The sequence below is a fragment of the Streptomyces sp. Ru73 genome (assembly GCF_002920575.1).
Lineage (GTDB): Bacteria > Actinomycetota > Actinomycetes > Streptomycetales > Streptomycetaceae > Streptomyces.
Genome location: NZ_PQSQ01000068.1, coordinates 1 through 14,863, shown reverse-complemented (window position 1 = coordinate 14,863; position 14,863 = coordinate 1). Strand labels below are relative to the sequence as shown.

Here is a 14,863-nt window from a genome sequence, read left to right as displayed (position 1 = left end):
TACGGACGATGGTTCGTATGCGAGCACAACGTAGGACTGTGGACCGAGGCCGTCAAGGGAGCCGGACGGGCTCCACGCGCCCCTCGGCGGGCGATAATGCCGCGATGAAGGAACACCGCACGGTCACCCGCGTGATGACGATCCTGGAGACCGCCGCAGCGCACAGCGGCGTGCGGCTCAACGCCCTCTGCGAGGTGCTGGACGCGCCCAAGTCCTCGGTGCACGGCCTGGTCGGCGGGCTGGTCGCGAGCGGTTACCTGGTCGAGCACGACGGCGGGTACGCGCTCGGGCCCGCGGTGGCGGCCCTGCTGTCCGCACCGCCGCCGGCCCTCGCCGACCTGGCCCGGCCAGCGATGGAACGGCTGCGCGAGGAGTTCGACGAGACGGTGATGCTGGCCGGGCCGGTCGGCGACACGGTCGTCTACCTCCAGGTCGTGGAGTCCCGTCAGGTCATCCGGTACTCGGCGCCGCTGCGCACCCGCCGCCCGCTGTACCCCACCAGCACCGGCAAGGTCGTCCTGGCGCACCGCTCCCCCGCCCGCCGCGACGCGTATCTGCGCGACCGCCTTCCGGACGCCGGGCGGCGCGCCGAGGTGGCCGAGGAGCTGTCCCGGGTCGCCGCCGAGGGCGTGGCGTACAACCGCGGCGAGACGCTGCCCGACGTGAGCGCCGCCGCCGGGGGCGTCTTCCAGCACGGCCGGCTGGTCGCCTGCCTGGCGGTCGCGGGCCCGACGGCGCGTATCGCGCCGCACCTCGACGCGATCGCCCGCACCGTGCGCACCACCGCCGCCGAACTCTCCCAGCGGCTGGCCTGATACACCCCCGCACCGCCCGCCACCAGGCCCGATGGGTACCGGCCGTTTGGGGGTCGAGTTCGCGACACGCAGTCGTGAAAACTCATAGAGTCACAATTAGCGCCATATTCTCCAGTTCTGTGCAGAAGCGTGACGACGTGGTCGTGTCAGGCATGGTTCCGGTAACGGCGGCGCGTCCGGCGCCCCCTGGAGGGGCGGCCCGCCGGCTGAAGGTGTGCTTCCTCCTCTTCAACCTCTACGGCATCGGCGGCACCATCCGCTCCACCGTCAACCTCTCCGGCGCCCTGGCGGAGGCCGGGCACGACGTCGAGATCGTCTCGATGATCCGGTCCCGGGCGACGCCGGCCCTGCCCGTCCACCCGCGCGTACGGATCGTGCCGCTGGTCGAGGCCCGCCGGGACCAGCCCGGCTTCGACCCGGCGCACGACCCGAAGGGCAACCCCTCGCGCGTCTACCCCGCCTGCGACGGCCCCTTCAAGCTGTGCAGCGCGCTGGTGGACGAGCGGATCGAGCGCTACCTGCGGGACACCGAAGCGGACGTGGTGATCGGGACCCGGCCCGGCATCAACGTCTACCTGGCCCGGTTCGGGCCCGCCCGCGCGCTGCTCGTCGGGCAGGAACACCTCACCCACGACATGCACCGCGCCGACCTGCGGGCGGTGCAGAACGCCGCGGTGGCGCACCTGGACGCCTTCGTGACGGTCTCCCGGCAGGACGCCCGGATCTACCGCGAGGCGCTGCCGGACGTCGCCACGGAGATCCGCTGCATCCCCAACGCGGTGCCGCAGCCGGACGTCTCGCCCTCCACCGGGCGGAACAAGCTGGTGGTCGCGGCCGGCCGGCTGATCCGCATCAAGAACTACCGGCTGCTGATCGACGCGTTCGCGCGCGTCGTGGAACAGCGCCCCGACTGGAAGCTGCGGCTGTACGGGCGCGGCCCCGAGGCACGGGCACTGCGGGCCCGCATCCACGAGCTGGGGCTGTCCGAGCAGATCACGATGATGGGCGCGCACGCGCCGATCGAGCCGGAGTGGGCCAAGGGCTCGATCGCCGCGGTCTCCTCGGACGGCGAGTCCTTCGGGATGACGATCGTGGAGGCGATGCACGCGGGGCTCCCGGTGGTCGCCACCGACTGCCCGTTCGGGCCCGGCGAGATCATCGCCGACGGGGTGGACGGGCTGCTCGTCCAGCCCGGCAACGCCGCGGAGTTCGCGGCCGCGCTGCTGGACCTGATCGCGGACGACGAGCGGCGCTCCGCGATGGCCGCCGCCGCCCGGGCCAAGGCGCTCGACTACGCGCCCTCGGCCGTCGCACACGCCTACCTCAAGCTCTTCGAGGACCTCGCCGCACGGACCGGCAAGGGCTGCGGGACGCCGGCGCGGCCGAAGCCGCACGGGGCGCATGCGCTGCGCGGAGGCTCCGGCGCGGCGGGGCGGGGCGGGCTGCTGCGGGCCGGCCGGGCGCTCGCCGGACGCGCGGTACGCCCCCTCCTGCAGCGGCCGGTGACTGCCGTGCCGCTGCTCGGTGTGGTGCGGCGGATCTCCCCCGCCGCTGCCGCGCGGGCCGACGGTACGGCACGCAAGCTGCGCCCCGTGGCGCGCTGCGCGGTCGCCGACGACGGCGCCCTGCACCTGACGTTCCCCGCGGCGGGCCTGACCGGCCCGGCCGATCTGCTGCTGCGCCGCCGCAATTCGGCGGAGGAGGTACGGGTACCGCTGCCGCCGCCCGTCCGGGAGGGCCGGGGCGGCCCGTACCGGGTCCGGCTGCGGCTGGCCCGTATGCCGCTCGCCGAGGGGCACTGGGAGGTGTGGGTGCGGCGGCGGGCCGACGGGGCGCAGCGGCACGTGCGGTCCACGATGGTCGAGCGGGCCGCGCTGGTCGGCCGGGGCCCGGAGGTGGCCGGCGGCGCGGTGCGGTCCTGGATCCCGTACGCCACCGACACCGGGCGGCTGACGGTGCGGGTGTGGCAGCGCGCCGCGCACGCGGAGGCGGTGTGGGTCGCGGTCGGTCCCTCGGTCACGTACGTGGAGGCCGAGCTGCTGGGCGCCGTGCTGACGCCGGACTCGGTGGTGACCGCGACGCGCCGCGGCGAACGTCCCACGGTGCTGCGGCTGCCCGCCACCGAGCTGGGCGCGGGCCGCTTCTGCTGCCTGCTGCCGCACGAGGACTTCACCGGGCGAGTGGCCGGGACGACGCCGCGCGAGCGGGAGTTCTGGGACCTGCGGCTGGTGCTGCCGGGCGGCATGGCCGTACGGATCGGGCGGATCGGCGGGGACATCGTCGCCCGCAAGGACATCGACTCCCACCCGTCGGCGTACCGGGGCGAGGGCGCGTCCAGGGCGCGGGTCCGGCCGTACTTCACCGACGCCAACGACCTGGCGCTCGTGACCGCTCCGGCACCGGCCCCGGACACGTCCGCGGCGCACGGGGCGGCGCCCCGGTGCGCGCACCTGCCGCAGGGCTGACGGCCTGCGCGGTGCCCCGCCGCCGGTCCGTCGGCGCGGGTGGCGGGCCGGGCGCGGCGCGGCAGGGCGCGTCCTCGGTCGCCGGACCGCCGGCGGGGCGTACCGCTCTCGGGGAGGGGCCGCCGGCCGGCCTCACCTCGCCGGCGGCGCCGTGCGGGCGGCACCGGCGAAGACGGACCAGGTCACCGGGCGCGCGGTGAAGGAGCCGAAGGCACGGATGCGCATGCTCGGGGCGCCGCGCCTGCGCGTGGTGCGGTGTCCGCCGCCGGCCGCCGGCTCGGCGCGGCCGGCTGCCGTGGCCGGGAAGGGGTCGCCGAAGACGCCGTGCCAGATCCGGATGGCCCCGGCGTGGTCGCCGTCCCGTTCCCTGCGGCGTGCCTCGGCGGCCTGCGCGGCCAGTGCGGCGAGTACCTCGGCGCGGGCGCTGCGCAGGTCCGCCGTCCAGTCCTCGGTCAGGTCCTGGGTCCCCGTGGGGTCCAGGACGGGGCCGGAGACGGCCTCGGCGGCGTGCGCGAGCGCCGTGGCGATCGCGTCGGTGTGCTGACGCGGGCCCGAGACCGCTTCGTACGCGAGCGCCTCCCACAGCAGCCCGCGCGTCTCGCGCAGCGCCGGGTGGGCGGTCCTTAACGCCTTGAGCATCCGGACCTGGTGGACGAAGCGGCCGTCGGTGGCGTGGTCGTGGCGGCCGATGACGCGGTTGAGCGTGCGGACGGTCGAGCGCTCCCAGCTGTCCCGCTCCCAGTCGGCGGTGAGCAGGTCGGTGCAGCGCGGGTCGGCGAGCGCGGGGGTCAGGCCGAAGGTGACGTCCAGGTCGGGGAAGGTGATCTGGAGGGCGCGCGAGGTCCGGTCGTCGTCGCCGAACCGGGAGCCGGGGAACGCCTCGGTGACCGCGTCGCAGAGCATCGCCATGGCGTCGGAGGCACCGCCGGGCCGCTTGACGAGGCGGGCGAAGCGCCGGTGGAAGACCATGACCATGCCGACGTCGTCCAGCGGCGCGATGCGGGTCTTGCGGGCGAAGCTGCCCTGGAGGCAGCTGCTCTCGATCAGGCCCGCGTTCTTCAGCGCCGCCGTGATCTGGCGGTGCCGGCGCCTGGCCCTCTCGTAGCGCCCGGGTTCCAGGGCGAGGGCCTGGTCGAAGTCGCCGAAGGCGGTCCTGGCGGTGTACATCATCGCGCGGGGCTCGTTTCTCTCGACATCAGCGGGACGAGGGGGCATTCCGGTTGTCCGCCGGCGACCGGGCCGACGGGGTGCGGGGAGGAGCGAGCGTAGCGGGGAATCGTTTCAGCGGAAGGGGTCGAACGTGTCACATCATGCATGGGAAAAATCGTTCCTCTCCGCCTCCGGCCGATGACCGCGCATACTGCCGCAGTTGCCTCGCGCCACTCCACGTCACTTCCGCCCGACGGGTTCCGGTTCCGCGCGCGCACGCCGAACCGACCGGGTGGCCGCCCGCCCGGCGAGCGGTGTGACGCTCCATTCAACTACGCATATATCTGTCGTGGAGCACCGCGAAACAGCTCGTCCTGATCGATGATGAACTTAATTCCCCCTTCCTCGACCGAAGTCGACAGCGCTCATTTCACGCCCTGTCGCCATCGGGACCACACCCGACCGCGGCCGGCAGCCGCTCGGCATATGCCAGAGGCATCGGGTGACAGCCCCGTCCGGACCACCCGAGGCAGCCTTCAGCCCGTCAGATCCTCGGCCAGGAGGTCCATCAGGAGCCCGTCGTGCCAGGTGCCGTCGGGGCCGCGCTCGTAGCGCCGCATGATCCCGACCGGCCGGAAGCCCACCTTCCGGTAACTCCGGATCGCCGCTTCGTTGTCCGCCGCCGGGTCGATCGTGATCCGGTGATGACCACGCTCCGTCAGCAGGTGGCGGGCGAGCGTGCGCACGGCATCGGTACCCAGTCCCCGGCCGTGCAGCGCGGACGTCAGATAGATGTCGATATTCGCATGGCGATAGTCCGGATCCGACTCCTCCGACCACTGGATCGCGCCAATGATCCGGCCCCCGTACTCGATCACGTAGGAGTACTGACCGGACGAGGCGAGGTCGTCGGCGACCGCGGCCACCAGATCCGCACCGCCCCGCCATCGGGCGTACACCTCGGGCTCGGCCCTGATCGCGGCCAGGGCGGGAACGTCGTCCGCCGTCGCGGGACGCAGCACCACGTCGGCGCCGTACAGAGTCGTCTGCATACGCCATGACGCTAGCGGCCATGCACCGCCGCCGCATCGGCGCGGACCGGCCGCCGCGATCTCGGGAGTTCGCGACGGGCTGTGCGGCAGCGGCCGGCCGCTACTCGGCGCCGCGTGCGGCATGCCGTTCGCGCAGCGCCGTCTTGAGCACCTTGCCGGCCGCCGAGACCGGCAGCGCGTCCGTGAAGTGCAGCTCGCGCACCCGCTGGTAGGGCGCGACGCGCTCCGCGACGTACGCCATCAGCTCGCCCGCCGTGGCCGTCGCGCCGCTCCGCAGTACCACGTACGCCGCCGGTATCTCGCCCGCCTCCCCCGCGGGCGCGCCGATCACCGCGGCCGCCGCCACCGCCGGGTGCCCGGCGAGGATGTCCTCCAGGTGCAGCGGATAGACGTTGTAGCCCTTGTAGATCAGCATGTCCTTGGCGCGCCCCGAGAGGAAGAGGTGGCCCCGCTCGTCCAGGCGCCCGATGTCGCCGGTGCGCAGCCAGCCGTCCGCGTACTGACCGGCGGTGAGTTCCGGGTGCCCCTCGTAGCCGTCGGTGATCTGAGGGCCGCGCGCCCACAGTTCGCCGGTCTCCCCCGCCGGCAGCTCGCGTGCCGGGTCGAGCAGGTCGCGGATCGACAGCTCGGTGTCCGGGAGGGCGACGCCGACCGTGCCGTGCGGCGTCCGCGCCGCGGGGTCCAGCGGGCACATGGTGAGCGCCATCGTGGCCTCGGTGAGCCCGTACCCCTCGGTGTACACCGCCTCCGGGAAGAGCCCGGCGAGCCGCCGCCGGGTCTCGGGGTCCATGGGCGCGGCCCCGGAGTTGACGTTGCGCACGCTCTTCAGGCGGCGCCCGGCGCTCGCCGGGGAGGCCAGCAGCGCGCGGTACATCGTGGGCGAGCCGCCGACCGATCCCACCTGGTGCGCTTCGATGTCGGCCAGGTAGCGCGCGGGGTCGAAGCGGGTGTGCAGGACGGCGGTGGTGCCGATGACCGTCTGGGCCACCATTCCGATCAGGCCCATGGCGTGGAAGAGCGGGGCGACGGCGAGCGTCGACTCGGCGCCGGGCACGGAGTGGTGCGGCGTCGCGGCCGCCTCGTCGCGCACGACGCCGAGCACGCCGCCGTCGTCGTACAGCCGTCCTGCGGCGCGTACCCACACGGCCTGGGCGGCGTTGGCGATCACGTTGCGGTGCAGCACGCGGACGGCCTTCGACCGGCCGGTGGTGCCGCCGGTGAACGCCAGGTGCGCCAGGTCGTCGGGGGCGCGGTGCGCGGGCTCGGCCGTGCCGTGCGCCAGGAGGTCGTCGGCGGACAGCACGGTACGGCCGGCCGGCGGCTCGGGGAGGGCGTCCGGCGCCACGGGGCCGCCCGGTCCCGGTACGACGGCGGTGAAGCGCACGCCCGGCCCGTCGGCGGCGTACACGGAGGGCAGGGCGCCCGGGTACGCGAGCACCGCGCGGGCGCCCGAGTCCGCGAGCTGCGCGGCCAGCGGGGCCGCCGGCTGGGCCGGGTTGGCCGGGCTGACGACCGCGCCGGCCAGCAGCGTTCCCCAGTACGCGACGGAGAACCACGGGGTGTTGGGGATCATCAGCAGCACGGTCTCGCCCGGTGCGATGCCGTGTTCGCGCAGGCCCCGCGCGCAGCGCAGCGCCCGGTCGTACAGCTCGGCGTACGTCAGGCTCCGCTGCCCGTCGGTCAGCGCGAGCCGGTCGGGCCAGCGCCGCGCGGCCCCGGCGAGCACGGCTCCGGCGGGCAGGGACGGGTAGGCCAGTGCGGTACGCGGCACGGTGCGACTCCTCGGGGGTGTCGGGCTCTGCGGTCTGCGGGTGGTGGCTGCGGGCGGTACCTCGGGGCTGCCGACGGTGGCGGGAGGGTGCGTTCGGGTGCGGGGCGGGGCGGCCTCAGCGGCTCGCCCCGCGGTCGGCCGAGCAGCTGGTCGCGCGGTCGGCTCAGCGGCCGGTCGCGCGTCGGCTCAGCGGCCGGTCCAGCGCGGCGGGCGCTTCTCGGCGAACGCGCGGGCGCCCTCCTTCGCGTCCTGCGAGGCGAACACCGGCTCCACGAGGGCGCGCTGGCGGTCCGCCGTCTCCCCGGCCGGCCAGGAAGGTGCCTCGGCGATCACCTGCTTGGAGACCTGGACGGCGAGCGGTCCGTTGGCGGCGACCTCGCGGGCCAGTTCCCGCGCGCCGGCCAGCGCACCGCCGGGTTCGGTGAGCCGGTTGACCAGCCCGTACGCATGTGCCTTCGGAGCCGGCAGGAAGGCGCCGGTCAGGGCGAGTTCCATGGCCACCTGGTACGGGAGCCGGCGCGGCAGCCGCAGCAGTCCGCCGGCCGCGGCGACCAGCCCCCGCTTGACCTCGGGCAGGCCGAACTGCGCGTCCTCGGCGGCCACCACCAGGTCGCAGGCGAGCACCACCTCGCACCCGCCGGCCAGCGCGTAGCCCTCGACCGCGGCGATCAGCGGCTTGCGGGGCGGCGCCTCGGTGATCCCGGCGAAGCCGCGCCCCTCGATACTGGGGCGCTCACCGGCCAGGAACCCCTTGAGGTCCATGCCGGCGCAGAACGTGCCGCCCGCGCCGGTGAGGATGCCGACGGCCAGGTCGTCGCGGGCGTCCAGCTCGTCCAGGGCCGCCGCGATGCCTTCGGAGACGGCCCGGTTGACCGCGTTGCGGGCTTCCGGGCGGTCGATGGTGAGGACGGCGATGCCGTCGGCGTACTCGGTGCGGACCACATCGGACATGACGGCTCCTGACGGCACGGTGGGCGCGATGGGCACGGAGATCGCAGGAAGTCGAACGATCGTTAAGCTAAGGCGGCATGCCCGGGCCTGTCCAGGTCCCGTCAGAAGGTCCAAAGCCCGTCGGCCGCCCGGCTTTTCCCGGCGGACGAGATCATCCCGCCCCCTGCCCCAGCCGATGGTTGGTCTGTAAACTTAACGCTCGTTCGCCGTCGTTCGGGCACATCGAAGGGACCGGGCTCCTGTGACAGCCGACGCAACAGCCGAGATCACCGGCACCGTGCAGTGGCGCGCCTGGCAGGACGGCGTACTGCCGCCCGTCGAACGCGTCCGGGACGGCCTGTGGTCCCTCCCCGTCCCGCTTCCCGACAATCCGCTGCGCTACGTCCTGGTCTACGCCCTCGAACTCCGCGACGGACTGGCCCTGATCGACGCGGGCTGGGACGCCGACATCTCCTGGCAGGCCCTCAACGACGGCCTGGCGGAGACCGGGTACGACGTGCGCGACGTCCGGGCCGTCCTCGTCACCCACAACCACGCCGACCACCTCGGCCTGGCCGGGCGGGTCCGCGAGGCCTCCGGCGCGTACGTCGCGCTGCACGAACTGGACGCCCGCACGGCCGGCCCGGAGCTGGACACGTACGACAAGTGGCGGCGCGGCTACGTCGGCCACCTCACCCGGCACGGCATGCCGGCCGCCGACGCGGACGCCACCGCCGACGCCATCGCCCCCGACCGGTTGCTCCGCGCGCCGCGCCCCGACGTGCTCCTCCAGGACGGCGAGCGCATCACCCTGCCCGGCCTCGGCCTGCGGGTCGTCTGGACGCCCGGGCACAGCCCCGGCCACTCCTGCTTCTACTGGCCCGACCGGCAGCTGCTGTTCTCCGGCGACCATGTACTCCCGCGGATCACGCCGTCGATCGGGTACCTGCTGCAGAGCACCGGCGACCCCCTCGCGGACTTCCTGCGCTCCCTGGACAAGCTGACCGGCTACGACGTCGCCGAGGTGCTGCCCGCGCACGAGTACCGCTTCCGGCAGCTGGACCAGCGGCTCGCGCACATCGCGCGGCACCACACCGAGCGCCTGGCCGAGACGCTGGCCGCGGTCACCGCCACCCCCGGCGCCACCGCCTGGCAGGTCGCCGCGCGGCTGAAGTGGTCCCGTACCTGGCAGGAGTTCGGCCGCCAGCAGCGCCGCTTCGCGCTCGCCGAGACCCTCGCCCACCTCAAGCTGCTCGCCGGCCGCGGCGAGGTCACCGAACACCCGGCGGGCCCGGAACGGCCGGCCACCTGGACACCGGCAGCGCCGGCCTGACCGGGACTCGGGACCGCCGGCCGGGACCGCCGACGGGGACCACTGACCGGGGCCGCCGACCGGCGCTGCCTGACCGGAACGGCCGGACCGCCCACGACGCGCACGGCCCGGCCGCCCGCGTCAGAGCAGTTCGAGCACCGTCGCGTTGGCCATCCCGCCGCCCTCGCACATGGCCTGGAGGCCGTAGCGGGTGCCGTTGTCGCGCATGTGGTGGACGAGGGTGGTCATCAGGCGGGCGCCGGAGCCGCCCAGCGGGTGACCGAGGGCGATGGCACCGCCGTTGGGATTGAGCCGGTCGTAGTCGGCGCCGACGGTGCGCTGCCAGCCCAGCGACACGGAGGCGAACGCCTCGTTGATCTCGAAGGCGCCGATCTCGCCGATCGACAGACCGGCGCGCTTCAGGGCCTTCTCGGTCGCCGGGATCGGGCCCTTGAGCATGGTCACCGGGTCGACGCCGGCCAGTACGGCCGTATGGATGCGGGCCATCGGCGTCCAGCCGTGCCGCCGGGCGACCTCGCCGGTCGTGATCAGCAGCGCGGCCGAGCCGTCTGAGATCTGCGAGGCGTTCCCCGCCGAGATCACCCCGTCCTCCTTGAACGGCGTCGTCAGGGCGGCGAGCTTGTCCAGCGTGCCGCCGCGGCGCACGCCCTCGTCGGTGTCGACGACCCGCTCGCCGCCGTCCCCGTCCGGGACGGTGACGGGCGCGAGCTGCCCGGCGAAGCGGCCCTCGTCGAGGGCGCGGGCCGCCTTCTCGTGCGAGTCCAGCGCGTGCTGGTCCAGCTCGGTCCTGGACAGCCCGAACTCCTCGGCGATCATCTCAGCGCCGATGCCCTGGTGGAAGCGGACGTGGTCGTAGCGCTCGGCGACCAGCGGCCCGTACGGCCTGCCGTACTCGTTCCCGGCCCGCGCTGCACCCATCGGGACCCGTGACATCGCTTCGACGCCGCCCGCCACCGCGATGTCGTACTGGCCGGCGATGACGCCGGCGGCGGCCTGGTGCACGGCCTGCTGCGAGGACCCGCACTGCCGGTCCACGGTCACGCCCGGCACCGACTCGGGCCAGCCGGCCGCGAGCACGGCGTACCGGCCGATGCACCCCGCCTGCTCGCCGACCTGGGAGACGCAGCCCCAGACCACGTCGTCGACCAGGGCCGGGTCCAGCCCGGTACGCCGGGCCAGCGCGTTCAGTACGTGTGCGGACAGGTCGACGGGGTGCACGCCGGACAGCGCACCGCCCGGCTTGCCCTTGCCGATGGGGGTACGTACGGCGTCGACGATGACGGCGTCGCGCATGGGGAGCTCCGTCCTGACGATAAGGAGGGGGAAGGGGGGCTGGTGAGCGGCTACTTCGGGGACATGCGGATGGCGCCGTCCAGGCGGATGACCTCGCCGTTGAGCATCGGGTTGGCGATGATCGCCTCGGCGAGCTGCGCGTACTCACCGGCCGTGCCGAGCCGCCGCGGATGCGGCACCTGCTTGCCCAGCGCCTCCCTGACGTGCTCCGGCGCGCGGCCGAGCAGCGGGGTGTCGAAGAGGCCCGGCGCGATGGTCATCACCCGGATAGCGCGCGCCGCCAGGTCCCGGGCGAGCGGCAGCGTCATGCCGACGATGCCGCCCTTGGAGGCGGAGTACGCGTGCTGGCCGATCTGGCCCTCGTACGCGGCGACGGAGGCGGTGTTGATGATGACGCCGCGCTCGCCGTCGACCGGTTCGTTCCGTGCCATCTCGGCGGCGGCCAGGCGCAGCACGTTGAACGTGCCGACGAGGTTGACCTGGACGATCCGTGTGAAGCGTTCGAGGGTGTCGACCGTGCCGTCCTTGCCGACGACGCGTACGGAGCCGCCGATGCCGGCGCAGTTGACGGTGACTCGCAGGGGGGCGCGGGCCGCGGCCGCTGCGACGGCCTCGGCGGCGCTGTCCTCGCTGGTCACGTCGCCGGGCACGAAGACGGCGCCGGTCTCCTTGGCGACGGACTCGCCGTCGGAGGCGGGCAGATCGAGCAGGACGACCTCGGCGCCGCCGGCCCGCAGCCGCTCGGCGGTGGCGCGGCCCAGGCCCGAGGCGCCGCCGGTGACGACGGCGGAGATTCCGGTGGTCTGCATGCGGGTGCCTTCCGGTAGGGGGCGTGCGGCGGTTCAGAGGCCGAGCGACTTGGCGATGATCGTCTTCATGACCTCGCTGGTGCCGCCGTAGATGCGCGAGACCCGGGTGTCGGCGTACAGCCGCGCGATCGGGTACTCGGTCATGTAGCCGTAACCGCCGTGCAGCTGCAGGCACTTGTCGATCACCCGACCGGCGGCCTCGGTGCAGAACAGCTTGGTCTTGGCGGCGTCGGCGGCGCTCAGCTCACCCGCGTCGTTCAGCTCCAGCGCCCGGTCCGCGAGGGTCTGCGCCGCCTCGGTCTCGGCGGCGCACTCCGCGAGCACGAACTTGGTGTTCTGGAACGAGGCGACGCTCTTCCCGAAGACGGTGCGCTCCTTGACGTACTCGGTGGCGAAGCGCACCGCGGCGGCGGCCGCCGCCGTGCTGCCCAGCGCGATGGACAGGCGTTCCTGCGGGAGGTTGTGGGTGAGGTAGGTGAAGCCCCGCCCCTCCTCGCCGAGCAGGTTCTCCGCCGGCACGCGGACGTCGGTGAAGGAGAGTTCGGCGGTGTCGGAGGACTTCAGGCCGATCTTGTCCAGCTTCCGGCCGACGGCGAACCCCTCGCTCGCGGACTCCACGCACAGGATGGACAGGCCGGCCCTGCGGTCGTCCGGGTCGGGCGGCGAGGTGCGGCAGACGACCAGCACCAGGTCGGCGAGGGCGCCGCCGGTGATGAAGGTCTTGGCGCCGTTGAGGACGTAGTGGCGGCCGTCCGCGGAGAGCCGGGCGGTGGTCCGCATGCCGGCCAGGTCGGAGCCGGTGCCGGGCTCGGTCATGGCGATGGCGGTCATCATGTCGCCGGAGGCGAAGCGGGGCAGCCAGCGGCGCTTCTGCTCGTCGGTGGCGTACGCGAGCAGGTACGGCAGGATGAGGTTGGCGTGCACCGAGTATCCGCCGAAGGAGACGCCGGCGCGGGCGGTCTCCTCCATCACCACCGCGCTGAACTTGAAGCTCGCCTCTCCCCCGCCGCCGTACTCCTCGGGCACCTGGATGCCGAGGACGCCCAGCTCGCCGAGGCGCCGGTAGAACTCCCGGTCGGGGTGGCCCTGTTCCTCCCAGGAGGGGAAGACGGGGACCACTTCCTTGGCGATGAAGCTCCGCAGGGTCTCCCGGAACGCCTCGTGGTCCTCGTTGAACACCGTCCGCTGCACGACAGGTCCCCTTCCGTAGCCCTGTGGCGCCTCTGTTGACGAACGATCGTTAAGTTACGGGTGCACCGAAGTCCTGTCCAGGGAGCGGGCGGCAGCTCCGGGACCTCTGAGCCGCGTCGCTCTACCACGCCTGCCGGGACCAGGGACGCAGCGGCCCATCCGTCCCATGCACCACCCCGTTTCCCCGGATGGCTCCCGCGCACCCGCCGCCGCTGCCGTCCCCGCGGGGGCACGGCACGGGCGGGCCGGACACGCGGACCGGCCCCGGAGGGACGCCGCTGGTCGGCGGGGCTGCGCGCGCGGCCGGCCATGGCGGACCGCGGGGCGGGGCGCTCGGGCGACGGCTGCCGCCCGAGCCGGACACCTGGCGGCAAGTCGGCGCAAAGGGACCGCTAAAGGTCCGAGACTGATCGGCCGGTCCGGCGGGGGCCGCGCGTCCTGGCGTGGCCGTCGCTCACCGGGACCGGTTCACCAGAGCCATCTCTCCAGGAACTCGACCCAGATGTAGCCGACGACGCCGTCGAAGGCCGGCGGGTCGATGGCCTTCAGCTGTACGGCCAGCCGCCCCAGCTCGGCGACCGCCGCGTCCTCGTCGCTGTGCGGGTCGTTGAGCACCGCCGACCGGCTGACGTGCAGCCCGTAGTGGTGCAGCGTGCGCAGCCACAGCTCTATCGAGGAGTTGGCGAACCACGCCTCCCCGTCGGGCAGCACGTAGTACACCGCGCCGGAGCCGGGATCGACACCGAACGCCCAGGTCAGGGCGGGTGACCGGCTGCCGTGCGAGTTCTGCGTCAATCGGTACAGCAGCCGGCCGTCACGGGTGCGCAGCTGCGGCTCGGACTCGTGCTGGAAGCACGCCGTGCCGATGAGGTTGTCCACCACCGGTATGCCGGTGGTCACCAGTAACTCCTTCTGCCGCTTCGGTATCCGCCACCCCGCCACGGCGTCCGGATCGGCCCGGACGACGTGTCCGGCACCGGCCCACGCCACCAGTTCTTCATATTTAGGCACAGGAGCCCCTCCCCCCACGGCTGACCGCACGCGGCGGGACTCTACCGGGAACAACCGTCCGGCGAGTCGGACATCTGACCAGACGGCACGGCGCGAAGGAGCAGACCGGGGCGGGAAAGAGAGTTGAACGGTCGTTAAGCGGGGTCGCCCGGGGCGGTCAGCGGGCCCGGCGCGGAAGGCTGCCGGCCGGCCGGTACTCGACCAGGACGAGCGCCAACTCCACGTAGCGCTCGGCGAGTTCGTCCACGCCGACGTCACCGCCCTCGTGGTACCACTGGGCCACCGCGTTGCACATGGCGATCACCCCGCGCCGGGCGTCCTCCGGGTGCGGGGTACGGAAGACTCCCTGCGACACGCCGGCGTCGACGACTTCGTGGAAGAGCCGCGAGCCGTCGTACTGGCGCTGCCGCGCTTCCTTCAGCCGGTCCTCGGAGAGGTGGCGCCACTCGGTGAGCAGCAGGCTGCTCTCCAGCCGGCGCTCGGCGCGGTAGCGGACGGTGGCCCGGACCAGGGCCGCCAGCCGCTCCCCCGCGTCCTCTCCGGCCCGCGCCAGCTCCTCGTCACAGGAGGCGAAGTACTGGACGCTGCTCTCGTGCAGCAGGGCGTGCAGCAGTTCCTGCTTGCCGGAGTAGTAGTGGTACATCGCGGAGAGGCTGACCCCGGCCCGCCGGGCTATGTCACGGATGGACGCCGCACCGTACCCGCGTCCGGCGAACTCGTGCCGGGCGGCGTCGAGAATGGCCCTCTGACCGGCAGGCTGCACCGGCGCCCCCTCCTGACGGAACCCGGCGGCCGCGCGATCGGCGCGCGCCGGACTGAACGAACGTTGGCTCAGTGTACGGGGGCGGCGGGGGCACCCGTCCCCGTACGCAGCGGAACGCCGCCCGGCCACGCAACCGGGCGGCGTTCCGTAGTCCTTCTTTCGGCCGTCAGCTCTGGACGGGGAGGCCGGAGAGGCGTTCGACGCCGCGGAGGAGGGCCGAGTGGTCCAGGCCGCCGTCGCCCTGGGCGCGCAGGGAGGCGACGAGGTTGGCGACGACCGAC

12 protein-coding genes and 1 pseudogene are annotated in these 14,863 nt (G+C 73.8%); 3 read left to right on the top strand and 10 right to left on the bottom strand.

Going from position 1 to position 14,863, the window contains the following annotated elements; all coding sequences use genetic code 11:
- The first annotated feature begins 104 nt into the window (after positions 1-104).
- Positions 105-815, top strand: coding sequence for an IclR family transcriptional regulator (locus tag C3486_RS25245; protein ID WP_103835061.1), 711 nt, complete (start codon positions 105-107; stop codon positions 813-815).
- Between the two features lie 119 nt (positions 816-934).
- Positions 935-3,280 (top strand): glycosyltransferase family 4 protein, encoded by a 2,346-nt coding sequence (locus C3486_RS25240; protein WP_258052983.1) that lies wholly within the window; start codon positions 935-937, stop codon positions 3,278-3,280.
- Between the two features lie 132 nt (positions 3,281-3,412).
- On the opposite strand, the gene C3486_RS25235 is transcribed toward C3486_RS25240, so the two are convergent.
- From C3486_RS25235 to C3486_RS25220, 4 genes are all read right to left on the bottom strand, one after another.
- Entirely contained in the window at positions 3,413-4,450 is a 1,038-nt protein-coding gene (locus tag C3486_RS25235; protein WP_103835060.1) for a nucleotidyltransferase, read from the bottom strand.
- Between the two features lie 515 nt (positions 4,451-4,965).
- Entirely contained in the window at positions 4,966-5,481 is a 516-nt protein-coding gene (locus C3486_RS25230; protein ID WP_103835059.1) for a GNAT family N-acetyltransferase, read from the bottom strand.
- A 100-nt stretch (positions 5,482-5,581) separates the two neighbouring features.
- Positions 5,582-7,252, bottom strand: coding sequence for a class I adenylate-forming enzyme family protein (locus C3486_RS25225; protein WP_103835058.1), 1,671 nt, complete (start codon positions 7,250-7,252; stop codon positions 5,582-5,584).
- A 186-nt stretch (positions 7,253-7,438) separates the two neighbouring features.
- Entirely contained in the window at positions 7,439-8,203 is a 765-nt protein-coding gene (locus C3486_RS25220) for a crotonase/enoyl-CoA hydratase family protein (protein ID WP_103835057.1), read from the bottom strand.
- A 241-nt stretch (positions 8,204-8,444) separates the two neighbouring features.
- On the opposite strand from C3486_RS25220, the gene C3486_RS25215 reads away from it, so the two are divergent.
- Positions 8,445-9,515 (top strand): MBL fold metallo-hydrolase, encoded by a 1,071-nt coding sequence (locus C3486_RS25215; RefSeq protein ID WP_219822247.1) that lies wholly within the window; start codon positions 8,445-8,447, stop codon positions 9,513-9,515.
- A gap of 120 nt (positions 9,516-9,635) precedes the next feature.
- Here C3486_RS25215 and C3486_RS25210 read toward each other — a convergent pair whose 3' ends face one another.
- From C3486_RS25210 to C3486_RS38215, 6 genes and pseudogenes are all read right to left on the bottom strand, one after another.
- Positions 9,636-10,808 carry a thiolase family protein gene (locus C3486_RS25210; protein WP_103835056.1) on the bottom strand — a complete coding sequence of 391 codons (1,173 nt, stop codon included), beginning with the start codon at positions 10,806-10,808 and terminating at the stop codon, positions 9,636-9,638.
- 50 nt (positions 10,809-10,858) lie between these two features.
- Entirely contained in the window at positions 10,859-11,617 is a 759-nt protein-coding gene (locus tag C3486_RS25205) for an SDR family NAD(P)-dependent oxidoreductase (RefSeq protein ID WP_103835055.1), read from the bottom strand.
- A 33-nt stretch (positions 11,618-11,650) separates the two neighbouring features.
- On the bottom strand, positions 11,651-12,808 hold the full coding sequence (locus tag C3486_RS25200; RefSeq protein WP_103835054.1) for an acyl-CoA dehydrogenase family protein: 1,158 nt from the start codon (positions 12,806-12,808) through the stop codon (positions 11,651-11,653).
- 468 nt (positions 12,809-13,276) lie between these two features.
- Positions 13,277-13,819, bottom strand: a complete 543-nt coding sequence (locus C3486_RS25195) for an SUKH-4 family immunity protein (protein WP_103835053.1) — start codon at positions 13,817-13,819, stop codon at positions 13,277-13,279.
- Between the two features lie 157 nt (positions 13,820-13,976).
- A complete protein-coding gene (locus tag C3486_RS25190; RefSeq protein WP_181138686.1) occupies positions 13,977-14,582 on the bottom strand; it encodes a TetR/AcrR family transcriptional regulator in 606 nt (201 codons plus the stop codon).
- A 166-nt stretch (positions 14,583-14,748) separates the two neighbouring features.
- A pseudogene (locus tag C3486_RS38215) lies at positions 14,749-14,863 on the bottom strand (2-hydroxy-3-oxopropionate reductase); the annotation flags it as partial.

Excerpts from the sequence above, each read along its gene's own strand:
- C3486_RS25210 (WP_103835056.1), bottom strand. The coding sequence starts at position 10,808 with ATGCGCGACGCCGTCATCGTCGACGCCGTACGTACCCCCATCGGCAAG.
- C3486_RS25205 (WP_103835055.1), bottom strand. The coding sequence starts at position 11,617 with ATGCAGACCACCGGAATCTCCGCCGTCGTCACCGGCGGCGCCTCGGGC.
- C3486_RS25220 (WP_103835057.1), bottom strand. The coding sequence starts at position 8,203 with ATGTCCGATGTGGTCCGCACCGAGTACGCCGACGGCATCGCCGTCCTC.
- C3486_RS25245 (WP_103835061.1), top strand. The coding sequence starts at position 105 with ATGAAGGAACACCGCACGGTCACCCGCGTGATGACGATCCTGGAGACC.
- C3486_RS25230 (WP_103835059.1), bottom strand. The coding sequence starts at position 5,481 with ATGCAGACGACTCTGTACGGCGCCGACGTGGTGCTGCGTCCCGCGACG.
- C3486_RS25235 (WP_103835060.1), bottom strand. The coding sequence starts at position 4,450 with ATGATGTACACCGCCAGGACCGCCTTCGGCGACTTCGACCAGGCCCTC.